The sequence below is a fragment of the Teichococcus aerophilus genome, assembly GCF_014490485.1.
Taxonomy (GTDB): domain Bacteria; phylum Pseudomonadota; class Alphaproteobacteria; order Acetobacterales; family Acetobacteraceae; genus Pseudoroseomonas; species Pseudoroseomonas aerophila.
Genome location: NZ_JACTVA010000019.1, coordinates 35,780 through 60,913, shown reverse-complemented (window position 1 = coordinate 60,913; position 25,134 = coordinate 35,780). Strand labels below are relative to the sequence as shown.

21 protein-coding genes and 1 tRNA gene are annotated in these 25,134 nt (G+C 68.7%); 16 read left to right on the top strand and 6 right to left on the bottom strand.

All coding sequences use genetic code 11. From position 1 onward, the window contains the following. Window positions 1-15: 15 nt before the first annotated feature. Window positions 16-714: a GntR family transcriptional regulator gene (locus IBL26_RS12210; protein ID WP_187784763.1), complete on the bottom strand. Its 699-nt coding sequence runs from the start codon at window positions 712-714 to the stop codon at window positions 16-18. Window positions 715-816: 102 nt separating this feature from the next. Here IBL26_RS12210 and IBL26_RS12205 point away from each other — a divergent pair, with 102 nt between their 5' ends. The 5 genes from IBL26_RS12205 (at window position 817) to IBL26_RS12185 (ending at window position 7,402) form a co-directional block, all read left to right on the top strand. Further along, window positions 817-2,055 carry an ABC transporter substrate-binding protein gene (locus IBL26_RS12205; RefSeq protein ID WP_187784762.1) on the top strand — a complete coding sequence of 413 codons (1,239 nt, stop codon included), beginning with the start codon at window positions 817-819 and terminating at the stop codon, window positions 2,053-2,055. A 71-nt stretch (window positions 2,056-2,126) separates the two neighbouring features. Continuing rightward, entirely contained in the window at window positions 2,127-3,002 is an 876-nt protein-coding gene (locus tag IBL26_RS12200; RefSeq protein ID WP_187784761.1) for a branched-chain amino acid ABC transporter permease, read from the top strand. Window positions 3,003-3,015: 13 nt separating this feature from the next. After that, entirely contained in the window at window positions 3,016-5,541 is a 2,526-nt protein-coding gene (locus IBL26_RS12195) for a branched-chain amino acid ABC transporter ATP-binding protein/permease (RefSeq protein ID WP_241749300.1), read from the top strand. Then, on the top strand, window positions 5,532-6,467 hold the full coding sequence (locus tag IBL26_RS12190) for a 3-hydroxyacyl-CoA dehydrogenase (RefSeq protein ID WP_367615419.1): 936 nt from the start codon (window positions 5,532-5,534) through the stop codon (window positions 6,465-6,467). The genes IBL26_RS12195 and IBL26_RS12190 overlap by 10 nt, the downstream gene beginning before the upstream one ends. 5 nt (window positions 6,468-6,472) lie before the next feature. After that, window positions 6,473-7,402: a BKACE family enzyme gene (locus IBL26_RS12185; RefSeq protein ID WP_187784760.1), complete on the top strand. Its 930-nt coding sequence runs from the start codon at window positions 6,473-6,475 to the stop codon at window positions 7,400-7,402. A gap of 55 nt (window positions 7,403-7,457) precedes the next feature. On the opposite strand, the gene IBL26_RS12180 is transcribed toward IBL26_RS12185, so the two are convergent. After that, entirely contained in the window at window positions 7,458-7,787 is a 330-nt protein-coding gene (locus IBL26_RS12180) for a hypothetical protein (RefSeq protein WP_187784759.1), read from the bottom strand. Between the two features lie 206 nt (window positions 7,788-7,993). Here IBL26_RS12180 and IBL26_RS12175 point away from each other — a divergent pair, with 206 nt between their 5' ends. From IBL26_RS12175 to IBL26_RS12160, 4 genes are all read left to right on the top strand, one after another. Then, window positions 7,994-9,061: a ligase-associated DNA damage response exonuclease gene (locus tag IBL26_RS12175; RefSeq protein ID WP_187784758.1), complete on the top strand. Its 1,068-nt coding sequence runs from the start codon at window positions 7,994-7,996 to the stop codon at window positions 9,059-9,061. Further along, window positions 9,058-10,665, top strand: coding sequence for a cisplatin damage response ATP-dependent DNA ligase (locus IBL26_RS12170; protein ID WP_187784757.1), 1,608 nt, complete (start codon window positions 9,058-9,060; stop codon window positions 10,663-10,665). The genes IBL26_RS12175 and IBL26_RS12170 overlap by 4 nt, the downstream gene beginning before the upstream one ends. Window positions 10,666-10,793: 128 nt before the next feature. Further along, on the top strand, window positions 10,794-10,970 hold the full coding sequence (locus IBL26_RS12165) for a DUF1328 domain-containing protein (protein WP_187784756.1): 177 nt from the start codon (window positions 10,794-10,796) through the stop codon (window positions 10,968-10,970). Window positions 10,971-11,084: 114 nt separating this feature from the next. Then, a tRNA-His gene (locus IBL26_RS12160) sits at window positions 11,085-11,157 on the top strand. Window positions 11,158-11,457: 300 nt separating this feature from the next. Here IBL26_RS12160 and IBL26_RS12155 read toward each other — a convergent pair. Beyond that, window positions 11,458-12,627, bottom strand: a complete 1,170-nt coding sequence (locus IBL26_RS12155) for a benzoate/H(+) symporter BenE family transporter (RefSeq protein WP_187784755.1) — start codon at window positions 12,625-12,627, stop codon at window positions 11,458-11,460. 74 nt (window positions 12,628-12,701) lie between these two features. Here IBL26_RS12155 and IBL26_RS12150 point away from each other — a divergent pair, with 74 nt between their 5' ends. After that, the gene (locus tag IBL26_RS12150) at window positions 12,702-13,364 is read left to right on the top strand and encodes a GntR family transcriptional regulator (protein ID WP_187784754.1); all 663 of its coding nucleotides are present in this window, start codon (window positions 12,702-12,704) and stop codon (window positions 13,362-13,364) included. Here IBL26_RS12150 and IBL26_RS12145 read toward each other — a convergent pair. The 3 genes from IBL26_RS12145 to IBL26_RS12135 form a co-directional block, all read right to left on the bottom strand. Continuing rightward, window positions 13,361-14,344, bottom strand: coding sequence for a hypothetical protein (locus IBL26_RS12145; protein WP_187784753.1), 984 nt, complete (start codon window positions 14,342-14,344; stop codon window positions 13,361-13,363). The two genes, IBL26_RS12150 and IBL26_RS12145, sit on opposite strands and share 4 nt — an antisense overlap. Window positions 14,345-14,409: 65 nt before the next feature. Then, the gene (locus tag IBL26_RS12140; protein WP_187784752.1) at window positions 14,410-15,585 is read right to left on the bottom strand and encodes a polysaccharide pyruvyl transferase family protein; all 1,176 of its coding nucleotides are present in this window, start codon (window positions 15,583-15,585) and stop codon (window positions 14,410-14,412) included. Between the two features lie 10 nt (window positions 15,586-15,595). Further along, the gene (locus tag IBL26_RS12135; protein ID WP_187784751.1) at window positions 15,596-18,100 is read right to left on the bottom strand and encodes a capsular polysaccharide export protein, LipB/KpsS family; all 2,505 of its coding nucleotides are present in this window, start codon (window positions 18,098-18,100) and stop codon (window positions 15,596-15,598) included. Window positions 18,101-18,600: 500 nt separating this feature from the next. On the opposite strand from IBL26_RS12135, the gene IBL26_RS12130 reads away from it, so the two are divergent. The 6 genes from IBL26_RS12130 (at window position 18,601) to IBL26_RS12105 (ending at window position 25,101) form a co-directional block, all read left to right on the top strand. Next, window positions 18,601-20,595, top strand: a complete 1,995-nt coding sequence (locus tag IBL26_RS12130; protein WP_187784750.1) for a PhoX family protein — start codon at window positions 18,601-18,603, stop codon at window positions 20,593-20,595. Between the two features lie 99 nt (window positions 20,596-20,694). Then, entirely contained in the window at window positions 20,695-20,853 is a 159-nt protein-coding gene (locus IBL26_RS12125) for a hypothetical protein (RefSeq protein WP_187784749.1), read from the top strand. Continuing rightward, window positions 20,853-21,560 (top strand): hypothetical protein, encoded by a 708-nt coding sequence (locus tag IBL26_RS12120; protein WP_187784748.1) that lies wholly within the window; start codon window positions 20,853-20,855, stop codon window positions 21,558-21,560. The genes IBL26_RS12125 and IBL26_RS12120 overlap by 1 nt, the downstream gene beginning before the upstream one ends. Continuing rightward, window positions 21,557-22,636, top strand: a complete 1,080-nt coding sequence (locus IBL26_RS12115; RefSeq protein ID WP_187784747.1) for a toxic anion resistance protein — start codon at window positions 21,557-21,559, stop codon at window positions 22,634-22,636. The genes IBL26_RS12120 and IBL26_RS12115 overlap by 4 nt, the downstream gene beginning before the upstream one ends. A gap of 199 nt (window positions 22,637-22,835) precedes the next feature. Further along, a complete protein-coding gene (locus IBL26_RS12110; RefSeq protein ID WP_241749298.1) occupies window positions 22,836-24,239 on the top strand; it encodes a cytochrome P450 in 1,404 nt (467 codons plus the stop codon). Next, window positions 24,232-25,101, top strand: a complete 870-nt coding sequence (locus tag IBL26_RS12105; protein WP_187784746.1) for a lysophospholipid acyltransferase family protein — start codon at window positions 24,232-24,234, stop codon at window positions 25,099-25,101. The genes IBL26_RS12110 and IBL26_RS12105 overlap by 8 nt, the downstream gene beginning before the upstream one ends. Window positions 25,102-25,134 lie beyond the last annotated feature (33 nt).

Here is a 25,134-nt window from a genome sequence, read left to right as displayed (position 1 = left end):
TTCCTCGGTTTTTTGTCAGGCGGTGATGGGCAGCACGCCGCGGGCGATGATGAAGCTGGCGGCTTGGTCGATATCGCCGGCGATGGCGGCCTCGGCGGCGGCGGCGTCGCCGGCCTCGATGGCGGCCAGGGCCTCGGCATGGCGGTGGCGGGCGTGGCCGAGCTGGATGCGGCGCGGGCTGGCGCGCAGGTCCAGGTTGATGACCGGGCCGGCCTTCAGCCACAGCCCGGCGATGATGCTGCGCAGCGTCGGCAGGCCGCAGGCATCGTAGACGGCGAAATGCAGGTCCCGGTTCAGCTCGACCGACAGGGCGGGGTCGAACTCCTCTTCATCCGCCAGGGCGCGGAAGGCGGCCTCGGCACGGCGCAGCACGCCGAGATGCGCCGGGGTGCGGTGGCGGGCGGCGCGGGCGGCGGCCAGGCCCTCGATGGCCATGCGGGTGTCGGCGAGCTCCCGGAACCCGGAGGCGGTCATGACCGGCACGCGCACGGCGCGGTTGGGCGCCACTTCCAGCGCCCCATCGGCCACCAGGCGGCTGACGGCTTCCCGCACCGGCATGACGGAGACGCCGAGCACGGCGGCGCTGTCCCGCAGGGAAAGGCGCTCGCCAGGTGCAAGCCGGCCGGAGATCAGCAGTTCGGAGAGCTGGCCGTAGATGGTCTCGCCCAGCGTGCGGCGTTCCAGCGGCTCGAGATCGGTGACGGCGGAGGTCATGTTGAGAGGACTATAGACACGGTCGCGCGGCTTTGCGATGGTATCTGTGATCTCAGATCGCACTAACGAGCCCCGCCAACAGGGGCCGAGAAGGAACGTCCGATGACAGAATTTTTCCGCCCGACCCGTCGTGGCCTGCTGGCCGGTGGTGCCGCCATGCTGGCGATGCCATCCATCTCCTATGGCCAGTCCGATGTGGTGAAGATTGGCCACCTGACGCCGCGCACCGGCTTCCTGGGCCCGCTGGGTGAGTTCGCGGTGAACGCGGCGACGCTGGCGGCCGAGCAGATCAACGCTGCCGGCGGCATCAACGGCCGCAAGGTGGAGATGCTGTTCGAGGACAGCGTCAATCCGCAGACCGCCTCCGCCAAGGCCGAGCGGTACATCCAGCGCGACAAGGTCGCGTGCATCGTGGGCGAGATCAATTCCGCCTCCGCGCTGGCGATCGGCCAGGTGGTGCAGCGGGAGAAGATCCTGTTCATCAACACCGGCGCCAATTCCGATGCGCTGCGCGGCAGCGATTGCCGCCGCTACATGTTCCACACCGAGTCGCAGAACTCGATGATGGTGCGCACCGCCGGCCGCGCGATCCTGGAGCAGGGGCTGGTGCGCGGGAAGAAGTACTACGCGCTGACCGCCGACTATGCCTTCGGCCACGACCTGCTGCGCGTCGCCAAGCGCTTCCTGGGCGAGAATGGCGCGACGGTGGCCGGCGAGGACCTGGTGCCGACCGAGCTGACCGACTTCTCGCCCTTCCTGCTGAAGCTGCGCCAGGCGCGGCCGGACGTGGTCATCTGCAACCTCGCGGGTGCGCAGATCACCAACTTCCTCAAGCAGTACAGCGAGTACGGGCTGCGCTTCCCCATCGCCGGCTTCGGCTTCGATACGGCGCTGGCCTGGGGCGCGGGCACGGGCAACTTCCTCGGCACTTGGCCGGTGGTGTGGCACCACCTGGTGGACACCCCCTCCGCCAAGGCGTTCACCGCGGCGTTCCGCGCCAAGGCCGGCAAGCCGCCGGAGAACCAGGGCTGGAGCGACTACACCGCCATGCGCGTCATCGCGCAGTCGATGAACGAGCTGAAGTCGATCGACGCCACCAAGGTGGTGGAGCACCTGGAGAAGGGCGCGAAGTTCGACGTGCTGAAGCCGCGCGAGGGCTATTTCCGCGCCCGCGACCACCAGCTGATGATGGAGATGTACGCCATCACCGCGCTGCCGGCGGACAAGGTGCAGAACCAGTTCGACATCTTCAGCTCCTCCGCCGCCATTCCGGGCCCGAGCGAGAGCCTGGAAGCCATCGCCTCCACGCCCGAAGAGAACGTCTGCAACTTCCCGAGCTGACGCGGCGACTACGCCCGCCCCACGCCGTGCGCGGCGGGGGCGGGTGGGTTTGAACCCCCGGGGGATGTGCCTTGGAAATCGTCTTTATCCTGGAGCAGGTGCTGAACGGCCTGCTCATCGGGGCCAATTACCTGCTGATCGCGCTTGGCCTCTCGCTGATCTTCAGCCTGGGCGGCGTGGTCAACCTGGCGCATGGCGCCTTCTACGCCATCGGCGCGTACCTGACCGTCGCGCTGTCCCCCACCATCGGCTTCGGGGGGGCGATCATCGTCTCCCCCGTGCTGGTCGCGTGCCTGGGGCTGGTGATCGAGCGGCTGCTGCTGAGCCGGTTCTATCGTGGTGACCCGATCCTCTCCCTGCTGCTGACCTTCGGGCTGGCGATGGTGGCCGAGCAGAGCCTGCGCATGATCTTCGGCGCGGCGCCGGTGCCGTTCTCCATCCCGCTCTGGCTGCGTGGCCAGGTGTTCATGGGCGAGTTCATCTATTCCAAGTACCGGCTGATCATCCTCGCGGTGGCAGTGCTGTGCGTCGCCGGGCTGTGGCTGCTGCTGAAGCGCACCGCCTTCGGCCGCGTGGTGCGTGCCGGCGTGCAGAACCCGGACATGGTGGCGGCGCTGGGCATCTCGCTCCGCCCCTACATGACGGCGGTGGTGATGATCGCGGTCGGCCTCGCCGCGCTGGCGGGCACGATGATGGCGCCGGTGACGGGCGTGACGCCGACCATGGGCGCCGAGATCCTGACCTTTGCCTTCGTCGTCGTCGTCATTGGCGGGCTCGGCTCCTTCTGGGGCGTGGTCTGCGCGGCGATGATCGTCGGCGTGGTGCGCGGGCTTGCCGCCTATGCCTTCCCCCCGGCCACCGAGGCCGCCGTTTACATGCTGATGGTGCTCGTCCTGCTGCTGCGTCCGCGCGGCCTGTTCGGCGAACGCATCCAGCGCTTCGAATAAGGGCGCCATCGCCATGACGCGCAATTCCTTGATGCTCGAGCTGCGCCCGCTGCTGGTGGCGGTGGCGGCCCTGGTGCTGCTGCCCTTCCTGATGGACGCCATGGGCCTGACCATGACGACGGCGACGGATGTCGTCGTCTTCGCGGTCGCGGTGATGGGGCTGAACATCCTGGTCGGGTGGACGGGCCTCGTCTCCTTCGGCCATGGCGCCTGGTTCGGCATCGGCGCCTATGCCGCCGCGCTGCTGCAGCGCCACTACCTGCCGGGGGCGATGGTGCTGCCGGCGATCGGCGCGCTGGTCATCGTCGCCGTGTTTTCCTGCATCGCCGGCGCGCTGATCCTGCGGCGGCGCGGCGTGTATTTCTCCCTGCTGACGCTGGCCTTCACCGCCATGCTGTTCTCCATCGCCTTCCGCTGGACGGAAGTGACGGGCGGCGAGGACGGGCTGGGCAACGTGCAGCGCTGGGAATCGCTGGGTAACCCGAACAGCTACTACACGGTCGTCGCCGTGGTGGCGGTGGTGGTGCTGTGGGGGCTGTGGCGGCTGCGCCGCTCGCCCGTCGGCACCGTGCTGGTGGCGATCCGGGAGAACGAGGGCCGCACCGGCTTCCTGGGCTATGACAGCAACCGCTACAAGCTGCTGGCCTTCACCGTCTCCGCCAGCATCACCGGCCTGGCCGGCGTGCTGAGCGTGTTCAACCACCGCTTCGCCTCCGCCGACCCTATCAACATCGCCTTCTCTGGCGAGCTGCTGGCGATGGTGGTGATCGGCGGCATGCGGAGCTTCATGGGGCCGGCGCTGGGTGCGCTGTTCTTCATCCTGTTCCGCGAATTCCTCTCCATCTACACGCATAACTGGCTGTTCTTCTTCGGCCTGCTGTTCGTCTCCTTCATCGTGTTCTCGCCGGACGGGCTGGTGGGCATCGGCAAGCGCGTGCTGGGGCTGGTGCGGCCGAAGCCGCCGGCCGATGCCGCCGCCATGGCGGCGCGCAAGGCGGGCGCTTCCGGGCGCATCCCGGCACGCTTCATCCGTGAGGGCGCGACCCAGGGCCCGGTGCTGACAGCTGATGCCATGCGGAAGTCCTTCGGGTCCGTGAAGGCGGTGAAGGGGGTTTCCTTCGCTGTCGAGGACAAGCGGCTGCATGCGCTGATCGGGCCGAACGGCGCCGGCAAGACCACGGCGTTCAACCTGCTCTCCGGCATGTTTCCGCTCGATGAGGGCAAGGTGGTGCTGGATGGGCAGCGGGTGGACGGCATGCCGCCGCACGCCATCACGCGCGCCGGGCTGGGGCGGTCCTTCCAGATCACCAACCTGTTCCCCGGCCTGTCGGTGGAGGAGAATATCCGCCTCGCCGTGCAGGCACGGCACCCGGCGCGGTTCTCGCTGTTCAGGGATGCCCATGGCATCGAGGACCTGCAGTCCGATACCGCCGAGTTGCTGCGCTGGACCGGCATGGCCGGCGTGGAGCAGGCGGAGGCGGGCAGCCTGTCCTATGGTGGGCAGCGCTTGCTCGACATGGGCCTGGCACTGGCGACCAAGCCGCGCATCTTGTTGCTGGACGAGCCGCTGGCCGGCCTGGCTGCCGCCGAGCGCGAGCGGGTGGGCGACCTGATCAAGACGCTCTCCGCCGACATTCCCGTGCTTCTCGTCGAGCACGACATCGACCGCGTCTTCCGCATGGCGGACCGGGTGACGGTGATGGCGGATGGCGAGGTATTGGTGGATGGCGGCGTGGCCGATGCGCGGGACGATGCGCGGGTGCAGGCGGTGTATCTCGGCTCCGGCTCCCACGCCCTGGCGGAGAAGCCGCGGCCGTCCGCGGTGAAGGACGCGCCGCTGCTGGCGCTGGAGAAGGTGAACACCTTCTACGGCAAGTCCCACATTCTGAACGACGTGACGCTGACGGTGCGGCAGAACGAGGTCGTCGCGCTGCTGGGGCGCAACGGCGCGGGCAAGTCCACCCTGTTGAAGACGCTGATCGGCACCGCGCGCCCGGCCTCCGGCACCATCACGCTGGCGGGCGAGCAGATTGCCGGCATGACGCCGGACAAGGTGGCGCGGCGCGGCGTCGGCTTCGTGCCGCAGGGGCGCGCCTTGTTCGCCGGCATGACGGTGGGCGAGAATCTGGGCCTCGGCCGGCTGAAGCGGCTGACGGGCGCGGGCATCCACTGGGAGGAGGAGCGTATCCTCCAGTATTTCCCGCGCCTGAAGGAGCGGTGGAACGTGGCGGCGGACCGGCTTTCGGGCGGCGAGCAGCAGATGGTGGCGGTGGCCCGGGCGCTTTCCGGCGACACGCGGCTGCTGTTGCTGGACGAGCCGTTCGAGGGGCTTTCCCCTGCCGTGACCGAGGAGCTGTTCGAGACCTTCGACAAGCTGCGGCAGGAGGTCTCCATCATCATCGTCGATCATCACCTGGACCTGGCGCTGGCCATCTCCGACCGCACGGTGGCGCTGGAGCGCGGCACGGTGCAGTGGAGCGGCGAGTCGCGCCTGTTGCGGGATGATGAGGAACTTCGCCGGAAGGTGCTGTGGCTGTGACCGAAACCGTCGCCATCATCGGGAGCGGCCTGATCGGCCGCGCCTGGGGAATGATCTTCGCGCGTGCCGGCTGGCAGGTGCGGTTGTGGGACCCTGGTGAGGGTGTGGCCGCGAAGGCGGTGGGGCTGTGCGCGGAGGGGTTGAAGGACCTCGCCACGCACGGGCTGTGCGATGACCCGGCGGGTGCCGCGTCCCGCATCGCCGCCTGTGCCACGCTGGAGGAAGCGGCCGCGCAGGCCGATTTCATTCAGGAGAACGGCCCGGAGACGCTGGAGGTGAAGCGCGACCTCTTCGCGCGGTTGGACGCCGCGGCACCGGCGAAGGCGATCATCGCCTCGTCCTCCTCCGCCATCCGGGCATCGTTGTTCACCGAGGATCTGGCCGGGCGGGCGCGCTGCCTGATCGGCCACCCGGTGAACCCGCCGCACCTGATCCCGCTGGTGGAGCTTTCCGGCGCGGACTGGACCTCGCTGGAGACGATGGCGCGGGCGCGGGCGATCTACGACGCCATCGGCCAGGTGCCGATCACGGTGCTGAAGGAGATCGAGGGCTTCATCCTCAACCGCCTGCAGGGCGCGTTGCTGGCGGAAGCCTTCAAGCTGGCCTCCGAGGGCTACGTGACGCCGCAGGACCTGGACCGCACCGTGGCCGACGGGCTTGGGCTGCGCTGGAGCTTCCTGGGCCCGTTCGCCACGATCGAGATGAACGCGCCCGGCGGCATCCAGGATTACTGCGACCGCTATACCGGCTTCTACAAGCGGCTGGCGGCGGAGCCGGCGCCGCCGGAGGTTTATAGTGCGGAGGCTGTCTCCGCCATCATGGCCCAGTGGGCCGTCGCACCAGACCTGCCGGCGAAGATGCGCTGGCGGGACCGCCGCCTGGCGGCATTGCGGGCGCATAAGGCGTCCGCCGAGAAGGAAGGCTGAGGCTTATGGCCAGCAAGCGGAAAGTCATCATCACCTGCGCCGTGACGGGCGCGATCCATACCCCCTCCATGTCCCCCTATCTGCCGGTGACGGCGGAGGAGATCGCGGAAGCGGCGCTGGGCGCGGCGGAAGCCGGCGCGGCCGTGGTGCACCTGCATGCGCGCAACCCGGAAACGGGGCAGCCGGACCAGTCGCCGGAGGCTTTCGCGAAGTTCCTGCCGGTGATCAAGCAGCGTTCCAACGTGGTGGTGAACCTGACCACCGGCGGTGCGCCGACCATGACGATCCAGGAGCGCGTGCGCCCGGCGGCGACCTTCAAGCCGGAAGTGGCGTCGCTGAACCTCGGCTCGATGAATTTCGGCCTGTTCGGCATGCTGAACCGCTTCAAGGACCTGAAGCATCAGTGGGAGAAGGATTATCTTGGCGACAAGAACATCATCTTCCGCAACAGCTTCGGCGATATCGAGCACATCCTGACGACCTGCGCCGGCAACGATACGCGCTTCGAGTTCGAGTGCTACGACACCGCGCACCTGTACAACCTGAAGTATTTCTACGACCAGGGACTGGTGCAGGCGCCGCTGTTCATCCAGACGGTGTTCGGGCTGCAGGGTGGCATCGGCAACCATCCGGAAGACGTGCTGCACATGAAGCGCACGGCGGACCGGCTGTTCGGCGATAACTACCAGTGGTCGGTGCTGGGCGCCGGGCGCAACCAGCTGAACATCGCCGCCATGGCCGCCGCCATGGGCGGGCATGTGCGGGTGGGGCTGGAGGACAGCCTGTGGGCCGGCCCCGGCCGCCTGGCGGAGACGAATGCGGAGCAGGTGCGCTCCGCCCGCCAGATCATCGAGGGTCTTGGGCTGGAGATCGCGACGCCGGACGAGGCGCGCGAGATCCTCTCGCTCAAGGGCGGCGACAAGGTCGGCTTCTGAGCGAGCGGGGCGGGCGGGGGCTGGTGCCCCCGTCCGAAGCCTCGGGCTGTCGTTCTCAGCCCTGGGTGTCCATGCTGGCCTGCAGCGAGGTGGCGGGGGCGGGCAGGTACACCACGTCGCCCTCGCGGCCACCGCGGAAGGTGGGGATGCCGGGGGCGGCATGCTCGTAGACCGGGTGGGCATAGTCCGCCTGGGTGGTATCACCCGAGGCGACATGCGGCGCGGCGCCGCCGCCGACGATGTTGCCGGTGTAGCCCGGCGCGTATTCCACCGCGAAGTTCTCGCCACGGCCGGTCACCCGGAACGGCTCCTGCGCGCTGGCGCCGAAGGCGGACAGGCTCAGCAGGGCGGTGGCGGCCAGAAGGGTGCGGGCGTTGCGGGTCATGGAACATACTCCTGCGATCATGTGGGCCGCCTAGGCGGTCCCGATGCCGGAGGTGTAGGCCTGGTGGGCGCGGCGATGAAGCCGGTGCCTGGCGATGATGGGTATCGCCGCCGCTGATGATGACAGTGTGGTGAGGCAGTGGCCCCGGTTGCGGAAACCAAAGCCGGGCCACAGTTCTATACCTGTCTTGCCCCGGACGGAGAGCCATGCCCCCGCATCCCGATACCTGGCTCCGCGTCCTGCCGCAGGGGCTGTTCTGCGAGCCGGGCGATTTCTACATCGATCCGCAGGCGGGCGTGCATCGCGCCGTGGTCAGCCACGGCCATTCGGACCATGCGCGGCCGGACCAAGCCGCCGTGCTGGGGACGCCGGAGACCCTGGCGATCATGACCGCGCGGCTGGGCGAGGGCAGGGCGGGCCGCACGCAGCAGCCGCTGACCTACGGCCACAGCATCGAGCAGAACGGGGTGCGCATCACGCTGGTGCCGGCCGGGCACGTGCTGGGCTCGGCGCAGGTGGTGCTGGAGTGGCAGGGCAGCCGCGTGGTCGTCTCCGGTGACTACAAGCGGCAGCCGGACCCGACCTGCGAGCCGTTCCAGCCGGTGGCGTGCGACGTGTTCGTCACCGAGGCGACCTTCGCGCTGCCGGTGTTCCAGCATCCGCCCGCCCAGGCGGAGATGAAGCGGCTGCTGGAGAGCGTGGCGCTGTTTCCGGAGCGGGCGCATCTGGTGGGCTGCTACGCGTTGGGCAAGTGCCAGCGGCTGATCGCGGAACTGCGCCGGGCGGGGTATGAGCGGCCGATCTACCTGCATGGGGCCCAGGCCTCGATGTGCGCGTTGTACGAGCGGTTCGGGATCGGGCTGGGCGCGTTGCTGCCGGTGCCGCGCCCAGCCAAGCGGGGCGAGACGGTGCTGGCGGGCGAGATCGTGCTGGCGCCGCCCAGTGCCGAATCCAACCCCTGGTCCCGCCGGCTGGCCGACCCGGTGACGGCGGTGGCGTCCGGCTGGATGCGGGTGCGGCAGCGGGCGAAGGCACGCGGCGTCGAACTGCCGCTGGTGGTCAGCGACCATGCCGACTGGCCCGACTTGCTGGACACGATCGAGGAAGTCGGTGCGCCGGAAGTCTGGGTGACGCATGGGCGGGAGGATGCGCTGATCTACGCCCTGGCCCAGCGGGGCGTGCGTGGGCGCGCGCTGCACCTGCTGGGGCGGGAGGAGGACGAGGTGGAGGCCGACGTGGCCGAGGCGGTACAGGCGGAGGCTGCCGGCGCATGAGCCTGCCCGCCTTCGCCGACCTGCTGGAACGGCTGATCTTCACCCCCGGCCGCAATGCCAAGCTGGCCCTGTTGCGCCGCTGGTTCGCCACCCAGCCTGACCCGGACCGCGGCATCGGGCTGGCGGCCATCGCGGGCGAACTGTCCTTCACCCTGGCCAAGCCGTCGATCATCCGGGAGCTGGCGGCGGGGCGGACCGACCCGGAATTGCTGGCGATGAGCCACGACTATGTCGGCGACCTGGCGGAGACGGTGGCGCTAATCTGGCCGGAAGCCGACCCACGCCCCAACCGCCCGCCGCCGGACCTGTCCGAAGTGGTGGAGACGCTGGAGCTGGCGGCCAAGGCCGACATTCCGCGCATCATGGCCGATTGGCTGGACGTGCTGGACGCGGGCGGGCGGCTGGCGCTGATCAAGCTGGTGACGGGCGGCCTGCGCGTGGGCGTCTCCGCCCGGCTGGCGCGGCAGGCGCTGGCGGATTGGGCGAAGACCCCGGTCGAGGAGATCGAGGAGGTATGGCACGGCATCCCGGTGCCCTACCGCCCGTTGTTCGACTGGCTGGAGGGCAGGGCGGAGCGGCCTGACCCGAAGGACGTTCCTGTGTTCCGTCCGCCGATGCTGGCGCAGCCGCTGGAGACGGCGGATATCGCGGCGCTGGACCACACCGCCTACCGCGCCGAGTGGAAGTGGGATGGCGTGCGCGTGCAGGTCTCGGCCGGGCCGGGTGGCGCGCGGCTGTGGTCCCGGACGGGCGAGGATTATTCGGCGGCGTTCCCGGAGATCATGGACTCGCTGGATTTCCACGCGGTGCTGGATGGCGAGTTGCTGGTGATGCGGGAAGGGGAAGTGGCGCCCTTCGCCGATTTGCAGCAGCGGCTGAACCGCAAGGTGGTGGGGCCGAAAATGCTGCGGGAATACCCCGCCGGGTTGCGGCTGTACGACATGCTGTTCGACGGCACCGAGGACCTGCGCCCGCTGCCCTTCGATACGCGCCGGGAGCGGCTGGAGGCCTGGTTCGCCCGGGTGAAGCCGCGCGCCATGGATCTCTCCCCCCAGGTGGCCTTCGTCTCGCTGGACCAGCTCTCGGCGTTGCGGGATGGCGCGCGCGCCGCGGGTATCGAGGGGCTGATGCTGAAGCGGGGGGATAGCCCCTATGTCGCCGGGCGGCCGAAGGGGCTGTGGTGGAAGTGGAAGCGCGTGCCGCTGAGCGTCGATGCCGTGCTGATGTACGCGCAGCGCGGGCACGGCAAGCGCAGCAGCACCTATTCCGACTACACCTTCGGCCTGTGGCGGCAGGATGAGAACGGGGGGCGGGAGCTGGTACCGGTCGGTAAGGCCTATTCCGGCTACACGGACCAGGAGCTGGTGTGGCTGGACCGCTGGATCCGCAACCACACCACCGGCCGTTTTGGTCCGGTGCGGGAAGTGGAGAAGGAGCTGGTGCTGGAGGTGGTGTTCGATGCCGCGCAGCTCTCCGGCCGGCATAAGTCGGGCGTCGCCATGCGCTTCCCGCGTATTTCCCGGCTACGGCAGGACAAGCCGGCGGCGGAGGCTGACCTGCTGGAGACGCTGATGGCGATGGTGGAGAACCGACCGGAGGCTTGAGCGCCGGGGCGGCGTCAGTGGCCACCAGGACATTACGCGCTCTTCATGCGCCTTGCATGTAACCTTGGCTGTTTCCCATGCGTTGGCTTGCCAGAACCGCGGCTGTCGCGGGCAAGAGGAGCGACGCCATGCTGAAATGGGCCCTGATCTGCCTTGTTATCTCCATCGTCGCCGGTGCGCTGGGCTTCCGTGGGGTGTCCTCGGCAGCCGGTACGCTGGCCAAGGTGCTGTTCGGCATCTTCCTGATCCTGTTCCTGATCTTCCTGGTCATGGCCTTCACCGCGGGCGGTGCCATCGCCTGGTAAGGCTGCAACAGGCCTGTTGACGCGGAAGCGTAACCGCCCTATTTCGCGGGCCTCGGCACCGGAGACGGTGACGGGGCTCCCGAAGGGCGGTGACGCCCGTGGGACTTGCGTATGGCGGCCTTAGCTCAGTTGGTAGAGCGCCACGTTGTGGTCGTGGATGTCACGGGTTCGAGTCCCGTAGGTCGCCCATCCGCCCTTTGATCTTCCCCAAAAATTTGACGTTTCAGGTGCTGCTGCGATCCTGCGCGCGGTTGACGCGACAGGCGGCCCGTTCGTCGGCTTGGAACGCTTGGCCTGCGTTCCCGACCCGGTGGCGGGAATCCCGCAGCCGTGTTGCGGTGGGGCGCCGCATCTGGCGGCATAGCCGTTGTGAACGGCGTGGTGGATAGGGGCTCGTCGTGTCCGCAGGTTTGGGGCGCCGCCGATGCGCCCTCCCTCGTGCCGGACGGACTTTGCGTGGGCCGCTGGTCGCCAGCGACCCGACCGTTCAGGCCCGGGCGCGGTCCAGCAGCATCAGAGCGCCGCCCGCCACCAGCCCCCAGAACGCCGCGCCGATGCCCATGATGGAGAGGCCGGACGCCGTGGTGACGAAGGTCAGCATGGCCGGCAGGCGGTTGCGTTCCTCGCTGGCAGCCGAAGTGAGGGCGCCGCCCAGCGTGGCCAGCAGCGCCAGCCCGGCGACCGTCTGGATCACCAACGGCGGCGCTGCGGCGATGAAGGCGGCGGCGATGCCCGCGCCGAGGCCCAGCACCCAGTAGCCGACGCCGCCGGCGACCGACGCGACCCAGCGCTTCGCCGGGTCCGGGTGCGAATCCTTGCCGGCGCAGAGCGCGGCGGTGATGGCGGCGAGGTTGACGGCGTGGGCGCCGAAGAAGGCGATGGCGGCGCTGGCCAGCCCGGTGAGGGTGAAGATCGGCCCCGGGTCCGGCCGGTAGCCATGGGCGTGCATGACCGCCAGCCCCGGCACGTTCTGCGAGGCCATGGTGACCAGGAACAGCGGCACGCCAAGCCCGATGGCGGCGCCCAGGCTGAACTGCGGCCAGATAAATTCCGGCCAGGTGATGCTGAGTGCCATGCCGGGCGGCAGCGGCGTTGCCACCAGTACCATAATGGCAGCGGCCAGGACGGCGACCGGCACGGCGTAGAGCCGTGCGAAGCGCCAGGCCAGTGCCCAGGCCAGGATGACCGGTAGCGCCAGGCCCGGCATGGCGGCGGAAGCCCGCACCGGGGCCAGGCAGATCTCGAACAGGATGCCGGCCAGCATGGCGCTGGCGAGCGCGGTGGGTATGGCGGCGACGGCCCGGCCGAAGGGCCGCCACAGGCCGGCGACGACGATCAGCGCGGCGGCCACGAGGAAGGCGCCGGTGGCGGCGGCGAAGCCACCCTGCAGCGCGCCGGTTGCCGCCAGCAGCGCGGAACCCGGGGTGGACCAGGCCAGGGTGATGGGCATGCGCCAGCGCGTGCTGAGCCAGATGGCCAGTGCCCCCTGGGCCAGGCACAGCATCAGCAAGCCGCCCGCTGCCTGGGCCGGGGTAGCGCCCACGACGGTGTAGCCGTGCAGGACGATGGCGAAGGTGCTGGCGAAGCCGACGACGGCGGAGAGCACCCCGGCCACGATCGGCTGCAACAGGCTGGGCGAGGGTTCGGCTTCGGTCATTCCGGCGGCATCCGCTTGGCAGGGGCGCGGAGCATATCGTAAGATTGGATCCAATCAACGGCCGGATACGGGATATGGCTAGGCTGCTGGACGCGCCGCCGCGCTGGCGCACCGCGACCGAATATGTCGAAGCGACGCTGAAGGCCGCGATCCTGGAGGGGCGCCTGGCCGCGGGCACGCCGCTGCGGCAGGACGACATTGCCCGCGACCTGCAGGTCAGCCGGATGCCGGTGCGGGAAGCGCTGCGGCAGCTGGAAGCGCAGGCGTTGGTGGATTCCGTGCCGCATAAGGGCGCGGTGGTGACCGACATTTCCGCCAGCGACGCGGCGGACAGCTTCGCCATCCGCCGTGGGCTGGAAGTGGTGGCGCTGCGGCTTTCCATCCCGAACCTGACCGCCGAGGACGGCGTGGCCGCGGCGGCGCTGATCGACGCCATGGAGGAGGAGGCCGACCCCGGCCAGCTGGGGCAACTGAACCGCCGCTTCCACATGGCGCTCTACGCCCGCGCCGGCCGGCCGCGCCTGCTGGGGCTGGTGGACCGCGAGCTGGCGGTGTTCGACCGCTACCTGCGCTTCTTCCTGGCCGCGCAGGGGCGGGAGAGGATGGCGCAGCAGGACCACCGCGCCATGCTGGCGGCGGCCCGGGCCGGCGAGGTGCAGCAGGCGGCGGAGGTGCTGGAACGGCATATCGACGCCGCCGCTGCCGCCATGGCGGGGTTCTTCGCCGGGCGGGGCTAGAGGCGTTCCCACATGATCAGCGTCTCGACCTCCACCACCGAGGTAAGGGTGGGTGGTGGCGCGAAATGTTCGAAGCGGCTGGCTTCGGTGATGGGGTCCTCGGCCGCCGCGAGCTGGAGGGTGAGGCGGCCGGAGGCGTCCACCGGGCTCTTGGCGATGACGGGCGCCATGATGGTCAGCAGGTCCTTTGGCGTACCGACATATTTGGTCCAGAGCGACTTCACGACCTGCGGCCCGATGCGGATGGCGCCGGAGGTCTTGGCGGCGTTGTAGACGATGCCGGCGACCTCGTGCCCTGGCGGCACGGAGAGCTGCATCGGCGCATGCCCCAGCCGCACCATCCGTGACGCGGCCAGGGAGGTGGACCGCTCGACCGAGGGGAAATGGTCGGCGAGCCTGATGCTGTAGAAGCGGCTCTTGGCTGGCTGGGTAGGCAGTTTCGCCTGCGGCTTGCCGGCCATGCGGTCCACCAGCAGGGTGCCGACCTCCCGGGCGATGTCCTTGCGCAGGTGGAAGTCGTCGAGGAACAGGCTGCCGAGGTCGTCGCCGCTGGTGGCCGCGCGGTCCTCGGCGAAGGTGAAGCCGTCGAGCAGGACGGCATCGTTCTCGGCGGCGATGCGACTGTAGATGATGCGCGCCATGGTGGGCTTGGCGAAGCGCTTCAGCGACGGCATCACCAACAGGGCCGGGCGGCAGCCGGCGCGCGCGGCCTCGTTCACGCCGAACTCGACGAACTGGCGGATCTGGTCCTTCCGGATGGAGCCGTACTTGAAGTAGTTGCTGTCGTTGATGGCTGTGTCGAACACCACGAAATCGAAATCCGCGAAGTCGATCATGCCGGCGAAGTAGGGGATGATGATGGAGGGCGAGGCGCCGATGCAGTACTTGCGGAAGTACGACACGCGCGGGTCGTCCGCGATGGCGCCGCAATACCCGTCCTTGTAGATGGCGTTTGAGGTGCCGATGACACAGACGCGCATGGTTTCTCCCGTTACCTCAGGCCTTGCCGGCGCTCATCCCCGCCATGGGCGGGGACGAGAGCGTCTCAGGCGCCGCACGCACGCTTGGCGCGCGTGGCGAGGTTCTTGCCGACGCGGCGCTTCTGGCGCACCCGCTCCCCATCCATCTCCAGCATCGGGTTGGGGCTGGGCTGGGAGAAATCGGTCTCGGCGCCGGGGACGAAGCGCTTGAACGGGGAACCGAGATCCACGACGCTCTGGTGCTTGGCCGAGTAGAAATTGGAATAGACCAGATAGAGGCCGGAGATGCCGGAGCGCGCGGCCAGCAGATGCGGGTGGAACCGGCTGGTGATCATGTGGTCATGCGCCTGGATCGGCATGCCGTTATAGAGCAGCGCGCGATTGTACAGGCGCTTGACCTTGTCGAGCTCCGCCTCGATGCGGGCGCAGGCGGGTTCGTCCGCCGCGTTGCACTGCCAGCAGAGGACGCGGTCGTAGTCCTTCGCCAGCGTCTTGATGAGGTCCATCAGCTTGGCGCCGCCCTCGCCATCCAGGTGCCGGCCGAACAGCGAGAGGTGCAGGCTGCGCCCTTCGAAGGTGGAGCGGGTTTCCGGCGGCTGCAGGAAGCTGTCATCCAGCCCCACGACGACCTTGGCGCCCTTCACCCCGTTCTTGCCGAGCAGCTGCATCGAGATTTCGTCCCGTACCTCGAACAGGTCGAAATCGCGGATGGCGTTGGCGAGTGAGATGCGGTCCACCGTACTGAGATTGTCCAGCGGCGCGATGCCGAGGCCGGTGGCGACGACGGAGCAACCGAGCTGCTTGGCGAGTTGGCTGGCGCCGCCGATCAGCGAGAAGGAATTGTTCCAGTCCCCGTTGATGTAGCCGCCGCCGACGAGGTGCACGAAACGCGTGGCGGCGAAATCGGCCGGGCGGTCCGCCGCCGCGATCTTCTTGAGGGTGACGAGGGCGGGGCTGGCGGCATCCCCCTTGCCTTTGCCGAGCGCTTCATCGACGAAGTGGCGGCCGCGGCTGATATAGTCGCTGACCGAGCCATCGTTGCCGGTGGCCAGCGCCTTCAGGAAGCGGCCGAACTGCACGCCCTCGATCCCCGCATGCAGCTTGCGGGCGCCTTCGCCGGATTTGCAGTCGACGAAGATCGGCCCGGTATAGCCCTGGGCGCGGTAGTACTTGATCCAGTCCAGGGCGATCAGCTCGTCGCCGAAATTGGGCTCGCCGGCGCCGGTTATCAGGTAGATCACGGGCTGTTCCTCACTTCGCCTTGGCGGGGGCGTTCAGGGCGGGCGGCGGCGCGAGGTTCATATGCGCGAAGCCATAGGTGTTCCAGATACCCGTGCTGTTCGCGCGCGTGCGTTGCAGGGACACCGTCTGGCCATCCAGGTTCAGGTGCGTGACCACGATATCCTTGTAGCCGTGCGCCTTGCGGGTGGCGAATTCCTGGATGTTGTCGATCGCGGTGAACTTCGAATACATCGCGTAGAGCAGCCAGGCGTAGACCTTCCGCGCGGCCTCGACCGAGGCGCTGCCCTTGCCTTCCTGCTGCACCGTCACGGCATCCCGCAGGCTGTCCGCGAAGATGCCGGCGCCGCCCTTGTTAAAATAGGCGTTGCCGATGGTGTAGACCGTCTTCTCATGCGCGAAGGCGAGCAGGGATACGCCGGAATTGTAGCAGACGACGTAGGTGGCGATATCCAGCAGGCAGTGGATGTTGTCTTCCCGGTCCGCCAGGATAATGTTCGGCGCCTTCAGCGCATCGTTGCCCTTGGACAGCGGGTGGGGCTTGATGAGGAACATCTGCTCCGGATGGTCGGCGGCGACCTGGTTGATTGAGGCGTAGAAATCCGGGTAGCGCTGCGCATCCCGGACGAACATGGTGACGGCCATGTCCTCGTCCAGCTGCAGCGGGATGAAGCAGACCGGGCGCTTGGCCGCCGTCAGCGCCGCGTATTTGCGCGCGGTGAAGGCGTAGGAGTGGCCGCGCTCGAGCATCAAATTGCCTTCGCGCAGCTGGGACATGTAGGCGATGGCGCCTTCCGTCTGCTCCGCGGTCGGCTGGAAGGCATCGAAGGCGGCGTCCGAATACTCGGCGGAGGTGTAGCCGACGTCGTCGGCGTAGTAGATGGTGGAGGGCAGGGCACCGCGCTCGATCACGTAGACCTTCACATGCTTCTTCGCCAGGTAGTACAGGGCGCGGAACTTCATGTGGCTTTGCATATACGGGTTGAACACCGCGAAGGCGTCCACCAGCCCGTCGGTGATCATCGCCGTCGCGTCCTCGATCTCCTTCACGGAGCCGTCGAAGAGCGGGATGATCTCGTAGCCAGCCAGGCGCAGCGGCGCGAAATAGCCCCACTGGTCCTTATGGATGCAGACGCACAGCACGCGCTTCTTGCGCGGCAGGGCATCGACCTTCAGCACGTTGTGGGGCGCATTCTCGTAGTTCGCGAAGGCTTCCCGCAGGCGGGAGCGCTTCCAGTCGTTGTTCTTGCGCCAGGAATCGTCGTTCGGCGTCGGGTGGTACAGGTGGTAGGCCTTCAGGCCCTGCAATTCGCCGGGGAGGCAGGTGGCGGCGTTGAGGGCGCGGAAGCCCTCATAGGTCTTGACGTTGAAGAACTCCTTCTTCAACGGTCCGCCCGCATCCTTGCTGAGATCCGGCGGCACCGGGAACTGGAAGGTGTACTGGTTGACGCGGGCGATGAACTCGAAGTCCTCCGAGCCATGGCCACGGAAGGATTCGTCATAGCCGCCGACCAGCGAGAACAGCCGCCGGTTGATCAGGAAGATGTTCGAATAGGGCGCGGCGAACTGGATGGCGTTGCCGAAGGTACCATACACCGTCTCATGCCCGATCTGGTGCAGCAGGGCTGAACGTTCTTCCTGCGTCGCGAGGTGAACATACTCGGACGTCGCGGCTTCCGACACATGGATGGCGCTGCACATCAGCAGGATATCGATGTTGGAGCGCGCGGAGAGGCGGGAGGCGGTGCGGCTTAGATCGGCGAAGAAATCATGCGGGAAGGCGAAGTCGATATCGGTGAAGAACACCAGGTCGGTGGTGCTGGCGGCGAAGCCGATATTGCGGGCCTTGGAGAGGGCGAAGACGCCCTTGTCGTCCACGAAGGTGTAGCCGAAGCCGGACTGGGCGCAGATCTGCTCGATCTGCTCGCTGAAATCGACCGAGGAGCCGAAATCGACGATCTGGATCTGCGGTGCCGGCGCATACATCGTCTTCAGGGCGGACAGGCGGTCCATCACCCACGGGTTGCGGCTATGGGCGCGGATGCAGATGACCATGGTGATGTCATCGGGCGTCACGCGGTCCGGCTTCCGCCAGATCTGCGGGTGGGGCACGGGGGCGGGCGCCTGCACGCTGAACAGCAGGTGGTTCACCGGGTCGCTGTCCGGGTCCTCGGCCGGCGGGGCGGCGGGGCGGGGGGCGTCCGGGTGGGTCAGCATCGCGACGGTGAGGTCGACGGGCTGGGCCGTGTATTGGCCGGCCACGTCCTTCATCAGGCGGAAGAGAGGGACCTCGGATTCATTCGCGTACTGGATGTCGGGATATTTGACGGGCGTATTCTCCCACACCAGCACAGCGTGCTTCGGGAAGCTGCGGATGCGGTGGTGGAAGTCCTCCAGCGGCCTGTGGATGGTCGCGAAGGAGATGGCGGCGGCCGTCCCGGAGTAGAGAGACTTGAGGGCCTCCCGCTCCTCCAGCGGCACACCCAGGAAGAAAAGTCCAAAGTCCGAGAAATTCACTGTCGCTGGATCCTTTTCCGATCGGTGTGACCGCGGGAGCAGTCGCTCTTGCGACCACGGCCTGGGCCGCGGAGGGCACGTCGTGTTGCGCCGCAGCATTAGCGTGATTGCACAATCATTCAACTATGGCTCGTGCTTCAAGACTTAGAGAGCAGGCGACTCTGCCGCGACGCCCGCAACGGAATTTTTATCAGACATTCCTTTGGCTCAACTGCCTGTATCGTGGGAAGCCATAACGTTACGATGTAAGAAAATTTCGTTTTAGGAGAGTATTGTTACAGCCGAGGCCTCGCCTTGATTTGAACCTGTCGCGCGACCGGGCGCAACCGTCACGTCCACGCTGCTGTAGGCTGCGCTGGTAGCGGGTGGATAGCAGAGCAGGGGCTCCTGATGTCACGTCTCCGTCATTTTTATGTCATCCCCCTGTCGCGCCCATGCGCTTTCTGCGCGGCACGAAGCGGTGCTCCCCGGCGCCGCCTGTTCGCAGAAAGTTCCGTCGCATGACCTATCCGCACCTGCCCGAGACGCCGCCGCTGGAACTGGAGGATATCGGTAGCAACCCCCAGCCCGAGAACAGCATCTCGGAACTGGTGGTGCGCCGCCTGTCCCGCCGCGCGGCGTTGCGTGGGCTAGGCGGGGCCGCGGCCGTGGCGACGCTGGCGGACCAGCTTCTGGCCTCGGGCGGGCAGGCGCTGGCGCAGGCGACGGTGCAGGGTGGGGCGCCGGAGACCGGCGGGCCGTCCTCGCTGGGCTTCAAGGAATTGTCGCACCAGATGGCGCAGCGGGATGCGGTGGCCGAGGGCTATGAGATCCAGACCCTGCTGCGTTGGGGCGACCCGATCCTGCCGGGCGCGCCGGCCTTCGACCCCGCCCGGGTCACCGCCGAGAGCCAGCGCCAGCAATTCGGCTATAACAGCGATTACCTGGATTTCTTTCCGCTGCCGCGTGGCAGCCGTAGCGGCGAGCACGGCCTGCTGGCCGTGAACCATGAATACACCAACACCAACCTGATGTTCCCCGGCATCGGTAGCGGCAATGCCGCCCGGCTGCGCACCACGGAAGCCCAGGCGCGCGCCGAGATCGCCGCGCACGGCATGGCGGTGGTGGAGATCCGCAAGCAGAACGGCCAATGGTCCTATGTGGCGGACAGCGCCATGAACCGCCGCATCACCGGCGAGACGCCGATGCGCGTCAGTGGCCCGGCCGCCGGCCATGCGCGGCTGCAGACGAATGCGGACCCGACCGGCACGCGCGTGCTGGGCACGCTGAACAACTGCGCCGGCGGCAACACGCCCTGGGGCACCGTCATCACCTGCGAAGAAAACTTCAACCAGTATTTCGGCGGGGATGCGGCGGCCAGCGGCGCGCAGGCGGCGGCCTACAAGCGCTATGGTATCGTCAAGGATGCCAGCTACGCCTGGGGCCGGTACGAGCCGCGCTTCGACCTGGACCAGGAGCCGAACGAGCCGAACCGCTTCGGCTGGATCGTCGAGTACGACCCGTACGACCCCGCCAGCGTACCGGTGAAGCGCACCGCGCTGGGCCGGGTGAAGCATGAGGGCTGCACCCACGCCGTCTCGGCCGATGGCCGGGTGGTGTTCTACATGGGCGACGACGAGCGGTTCGACTACGTCTACAAGTTCGTCACCGCGCGCGCCTGGAACCCGAACGATGCCGCCGCCAACAGGGACCTGCTGGACGATGGCACCCTGTACGTGGCGCAGCTGCACGATGACGGCCGGGTGCTGTGGCTGCCGCTGGTGCACGGCCAGGGCCCGCTGACGGAGGCCAACGGCTTCGCCAACCAGGGCGACGTGCTGGTGGAGACGCGGCGCGCCGCCGACCTGCTGAAGGCGACGCCGATGGACCGGCCGGAGGATGTGGAGACCAATCCGGCGACCGGGCGCGTCTATGTCATCCTCACCAACAACACGAACCGGCGGTCGGAGCAGGTGAGCAAGCCGAACCCACGCGCCGCCAACGCGCACGGCCATATCGTCGAGATCATTCCGCCCGGCGCCGGCACCGACAAGGTGGACCACGCGGCGACCGAGGCGAAGTGGGACATCTTCCTGCTGGCCGGCAAGCCTGGCGTCGATGCCGGTGCGCGTTACCACCGCGCCACCAGCGACCAGGGCTGGCTGTCCTGCCCCGATAACTGCGCCTTCGACAGCAAGGGCCGCATCTGGATCGCCACTGATGGCGCGCCGACCGCGGCCGGCGTGGCGGATGGCCTTTATGCGGCCGATACCACCGGGGCCGGCCGCGCGCTGACCCGCCTGTTCTACCAGGCGCCGACCGGGGCCGAGGTCTGTGGCCCGTGCTTCACGCCGGATGACGAGACCATCTTCCTGGCCATCCAGCACCCGGGCGAGGATACCGGCAGCACGTTCGAGAATCCCTCAACCCGCTGGCCGGATTTCCGGCCGGACATGCCGCCGCGCCCCAGCGTCATCGCCATCGTCAAGAAGGGCGGCGGAAAGATCGGCGCCTGATGGGCGGGCGGCGGGTTTCCAGGGCGTTCGCCGCAGGCTGGTACGCTCTGGCCGCCGCCACTGCTTGAACGGGGGGGTGCGCGGGGCAATCTTCTGGGCATGCGCGCGCCCCTTCGCCCGACCGGGCTTGATTCCGGCCTGTTGCCCTCCCGGCAGCAGGCCGTTCGCCGTTTCGCCGGGCTGGCCCTGCTGGGCTGCTCTGTCTGGCTGGTGTCCGTGGTGGCACTGGCACAGGCTGTGATCGGCCTGTTCCGCTGATGCCGCGCGAACATCTTTCCCGCGCCCTGGTGCAGATGCGCGGCGCCTGGCTACTGCTGCTGGCGTTGCCGCTGGGCCCGGCGCTGCTGTTCAACCTGATTGGCGGCACGCCGCGCAGCGTTACTGGCATGGTGCTGGGCCTGGGCGGGCTGGCGCTTGCGGTGCGGTCGCTGCGGCGTGGCAAATCGCGGCAGGCGGCGGCGCTGGTCGGCGTGGCCACCGGCCTTTTGGCGCTGATGGCGGCGCATGTGCCCGCGGTCGGCGCCGTGGTGTTCGGCGCCATGGCGTGGTTTGGCATGTCCCTGTTGTATGAAGGCGCCCCGGCGCCGGAACCAGAGCCGGTGCCCGCGCGGCCGGATGCGCTGGCGGCGCCACGCGCCCGCCTGGCGGCGCTGGTGACACGCGGGCCGGCGCGGCTGCGCCCCGCCGTGTTCTCCCTGCAGGAGTTGCTGGCTGAGATGGAGCGGCAGCCCGAGCCGACGCCCGAGGCCCGCCGCTTCCTCAACATCCAGATCGAGGGGCTGGAGCGAATTTCCACCCGGCTCTCGGCTGGTGCGGAGCCGCCGGTGGCGTTGGAGACGCTGCTGGAGGACATGACGCGCGGCAGTACGTCCTTGCGGGAGCGCCTGCGGGCGCAGGAGAGCGAGGCGTTGGATATTCAGATCAAGGTGTTGTCTGACCGGCTGCGCCAGGAGGGGTTTGCATGAGCGACGACCTGACCACCCAGACCACGCTGCCGCCGGCGCGCGTGGAGGAACTGGCCCGGACCATCGACCTGTCCGACCCCGGCAGCATCCTGCGCTTCGGGTCCGAGGCGCAGAACCGCGCGACCAGCGCGGCGGATGCCATGCTCGGCGCCGCGCGCAATCAGGCGACGGGCGAGGCGGGGGAGGCGCTGTCCGGACTGCTGGACACGCTGCGTGGCTTCGACGTGACCAAGCTGTCGGAGAAGCCGGGCCTGCTGAACCGCCTGATGGGGCGCGGCAAGGCCGAGGTGAACGCCATCATGCACCGCTACGAGACGGTGCGCGGGCAGATCGAGGCGATCGGCGACAAGCTGGATGGCCACCGCACCAAGTTGCTGGAGGACGTGGAGCGGCTGGACCGCCTGTACGCCGCCACGCTGGACTGGTTCCATGCCCTCGCCGAGCACATCGCAGCCGGCGAGACGGTGCTGGCGCGCACCGACCAGGAAGTCATCCCCGTCGCGGTGCGGGAAGCGGACTCGGCCCCTGGTACTCTGGCGGCGCAGAAGCTGGCCGACCTGCGCGCTGCAAGGGATGAGCTGGACCGGCGCGTGCACGATTTGCGGCTGACGCGGCAGGTGGCGATGCAGTCGTTGCCCGGCATGCGGCTGATCCAGGAGAACGACAAGGCGCTGGCCAGCAAGATTCACTCCGTGCTGGCCAACACCGTGCCGTTGTGGCGCACCCAGTTGGCGCAGGCCCTGGCCATCCAGCGCATGCGCGAAGCCGGCGCCGCAGTGCGCAGCGCTACCGACCTGACCAACCAACTGCTGACCGCGAATGCCGAGACTCTGCGCGCCGGCAATGCCGAGGCGCGGGTGGAGCTGGAGCGCGGCGTGTTCGACCTGGAAGCGGTGAAGCAGGCCAATGCCTCCCTGGTGGCGACGCTGGAGGACACTGTCCGTATTGCCGCCGAGGGGCGGGCGGCGCGGCTGAACGCGGCGAAGGAGCTGGCGGTGGCGGAACAGCAGATCCGCGCGGCACTTTCCCACACCAAGGTGCCGACCGGGCCGAGGTCGCCGGCCGCGCGCGGCTGACGGCACGGCGTCCGCCCGCGCTCCGCGCGGCCGGGCGGATGATCGTGCGTGGAAATCCGCCGGGGCTCGCCGCCCTGGTGCTTCCGGCGGGTGAACATCGGTCTTAATGCCCGCCGGTCCGCCCGCCCGGCCGGTTACGGGTTGACAACGAAGGCATCCTCACGTCTGCGTGTCCGGTCCATGACCGGAGTGTCACGCGTTGCCTCTGCCCGCGGCTGAGCTTGCCCAGATCGGCGTGCCCTTCGTTCCGCCGTATCCCAAGCGGCATGCGCGGATGCCGCGCCTGCCGGAACTGTTGCGGCTGCTGCGGCGCTCCTTCCTGGATATCTGGACCGAGGCGGCGTTCGAGCGGGACATGCTGCGCGCCCGCGTGCTGCTGCGCGACGTCATCATCTGCAACAGCCCGGCGACGGTGCAGGAAGCCTTCGTCGAGCATGCCGCCGACTATGAGCGGAAATCGCCGCAGATGCGCCACGCGCTGAAGCCGCTGCTGGGCGACGGGCTGTTCATCAGCGACGGGCCGCTGTGGCGGGAACGGCGCAAGGTAGTGGCGCCGGTCACCCACGTCTCCCGCCTGGCGGAGCTGACGCCGCCGATGACCGAGGCGGCCGTTGAGCGCGCGGCGCTGTGGCGGCAGCGGGACCCGGCGCAGCCGATCGACATGCTGGCGGAGATGGGCCACCTGACGGCCGAGATCATCTGCCGCACCATCTTCGGCCCGCGCCTGGGCGGCGAGGCGGCGGCCAGCGTGGTGCAGGCCTTCGCCGAGTACCAGCGTGTGGTCGGGCAGACCGATGTGCTCTCGCTCCTGGGGGTGCCGGATTGGGTGCCGCGCTGGCAGCCGCCCAGCGTGCGCCGCGCCAGCCGGCGGATTGCCGCGGTGCTGGACAGGCTGATCGACCGCGTGCTGTCGCCGGAGGGGAAGGGCGAGGCCAGCCTGATCCGCGCCATGGCCGAGGGGGTGAACCCGGCCACCGGCAAGGCGATGGACCGCGAGGCCTTCCGCAACGAGGCCGCCGTGCTGTTCATGGCCGGGCATGAGACGACGGCGAACACCCTGGCCTGGGTCTGGTTCCTGCTGAGCCAATCCCCCCACGCCGCCGCCCGCGTGCAAGCGGAGGCCGATGCCCTCGGCGCCCCCGCCACCTTCGCCGACCTGCCGCGCCTGGCCTATGCCCGCGCGGTGGTGGAGGAGACTCTGCGGCTCTACCCGCCCGTGCCGCTGCTGGCGCGGGAAGCGGCGCGGGATGGCGAGCTGGGCGGCAGGAAGGTCCGCAAGGGCTCCCTGGTGATCGCGGTGCCCTGGCTGCTGCACCGGCACCGCAAGCTGTGGCGGCAGCCGGATGCCTTTATCCCGGAGCGCTTCCTGCCGGGGGGCGAGGCCGCCAGCAAGCCGCGCTATACCTGGATTCCGTTCGCCATCGGCCCGCGCGTCTGCACCGGGGCCGCCTTCGGGTTGACCGAAGCGGTGTTGTGCCTGGCCACGCTCTCGGCCAGTTTCGCGCCACGGCTGGCGGCGGGGGCGGTGGTGCACCCGGTCTGCCGGCTGACCTTGCGGCCTGGGGAGACATTGCCGATGCATCTGGACCGGCGGCATGGCTGAAGACAGCGCGGCCCGGCGGGCTCTGCGCTGGGTGGATGCCGGCAAGGACATCGCCTTGCATGAAGGCATGCGGCTGCTGCCGACCCCGGCGGTCTCCGCCCTGGGTTCCGGTATCGCGCTGCTCGGCTCGAAATTTCGGCTGAAGAGCAAGGTGGAGCGGGCGATGCGCGCGCTGGCGCATCTATGCCCGGAGATGACGGAGGCCGAGCGGCGGTATTTCGCCGTTGCCAACCTGCGCAATGTCGGCCGCTCCTTCGCCGAGTTCTCCTGCCTGCACCGGCTGGGGCGGGAAGGGCGCATCGAGGTGGAGGGGCGGGAGAACATCACCGCGCCGAACGCCGTGCTGGCGCTGCTGCACCTGGGCAACTGGGAAGCCGGGATGGTCGCCATCCAGGAGATCGGCCTGAAAGTGTGCAGCATCTACCAGCCGCCGGCCAGCGCGGTGCAGACCGCCATCGCCATGCGGGTGCGGCGGTCACTCAAGAACGACGCGATCCTGGGCAACGCCATGGCGATGCGGGAGGCGCTGCGGGTGCTGGCGCGGGGCGACACGCTGATCGGCCTGTTCGTGGACGAGTTCAAGGCCGGAAGGGTGAACGCGCCCGCTTTCGGGCGGCCGCCGGCGCCGGGCGGCAACATCGCCATGGCGGCGCGGCTGGCGCGGCGGGCCGGCGTGCCGCTGATCCCCGCCTACATGACGCGGGAGCCAGGCCCCCGCTACCGGGCGCATTTCCTGCCGGCCATCCCGTTAACCGGGGACGCCGTGGCGGACCAGGCGGCCATCGAGGCGGCGATCACCCCCGTGGTGCTGCGGCATCTGGACCAGTGGCTGATGCTCTACGCCTTCCGCCCGGACCGATGATGCAGTGCGACAGCGGGACTGACCTATCAGAAC

Excerpts from the sequence above, each read along its gene's own strand:
- IBL26_RS12210 (WP_187784763.1), bottom strand. The coding sequence starts at position 714 with ATGACCTCCGCCGTCACCGATCTCGAGCCGCTGGAACGCCGCACGCTG.
- IBL26_RS12125 (WP_187784749.1), top strand. The coding sequence starts at position 20,695 with ATGCGCGCGCCCCTTCGCCCGACCGGGCTTGATTCCGGCCTGTTGCCC.
- IBL26_RS12205 (WP_187784762.1), top strand. The coding sequence starts at position 817 with ATGACAGAATTTTTCCGCCCGACCCGTCGTGGCCTGCTGGCCGGTGGT.
- IBL26_RS12155 (WP_187784755.1), bottom strand. The coding sequence starts at position 12,627 with ATGACCGAAGCCGAACCCTCGCCCAGCCTGTTGCAGCCGATCGTGGCC.
- IBL26_RS12115 (WP_187784747.1), top strand. The coding sequence starts at position 21,557 with ATGAGCGACGACCTGACCACCCAGACCACGCTGCCGCCGGCGCGCGTG.
- IBL26_RS12195 (WP_241749300.1), top strand. The coding sequence starts at position 3,016 with ATGACGCGCAATTCCTTGATGCTCGAGCTGCGCCCGCTGCTGGTGGCG.
- IBL26_RS12170 (WP_187784757.1), top strand. The coding sequence starts at position 9,058 with ATGAGCCTGCCCGCCTTCGCCGACCTGCTGGAACGGCTGATCTTCACC.
- IBL26_RS12165 (WP_187784756.1), top strand. The coding sequence starts at position 10,794 with ATGCTGAAATGGGCCCTGATCTGCCTTGTTATCTCCATCGTCGCCGGT.
- IBL26_RS12105 (WP_187784746.1), top strand. The coding sequence starts at position 24,232 with ATGGCTGAAGACAGCGCGGCCCGGCGGGCTCTGCGCTGGGTGGATGCC.
- IBL26_RS12150 (WP_187784754.1), top strand. The coding sequence starts at position 12,702 with ATGGCTAGGCTGCTGGACGCGCCGCCGCGCTGGCGCACCGCGACCGAA.
- IBL26_RS12145 (WP_187784753.1), bottom strand. The coding sequence starts at position 14,344 with ATGCGCGTCTGTGTCATCGGCACCTCAAACGCCATCTACAAGGACGGG.
- IBL26_RS12130 (WP_187784750.1), top strand. The coding sequence starts at position 18,601 with ATGACCTATCCGCACCTGCCCGAGACGCCGCCGCTGGAACTGGAGGAT.
- IBL26_RS12185 (WP_187784760.1), top strand. The coding sequence starts at position 6,473 with ATGGCCAGCAAGCGGAAAGTCATCATCACCTGCGCCGTGACGGGCGCG.
- IBL26_RS12180 (WP_187784759.1), bottom strand. The coding sequence starts at position 7,787 with ATGACCCGCAACGCCCGCACCCTTCTGGCCGCCACCGCCCTGCTGAGC.
- IBL26_RS12175 (WP_187784758.1), top strand. The coding sequence starts at position 7,994 with ATGCCCCCGCATCCCGATACCTGGCTCCGCGTCCTGCCGCAGGGGCTG.
- IBL26_RS12120 (WP_187784748.1), top strand. The coding sequence starts at position 20,853 with ATGCCGCGCGAACATCTTTCCCGCGCCCTGGTGCAGATGCGCGGCGCC.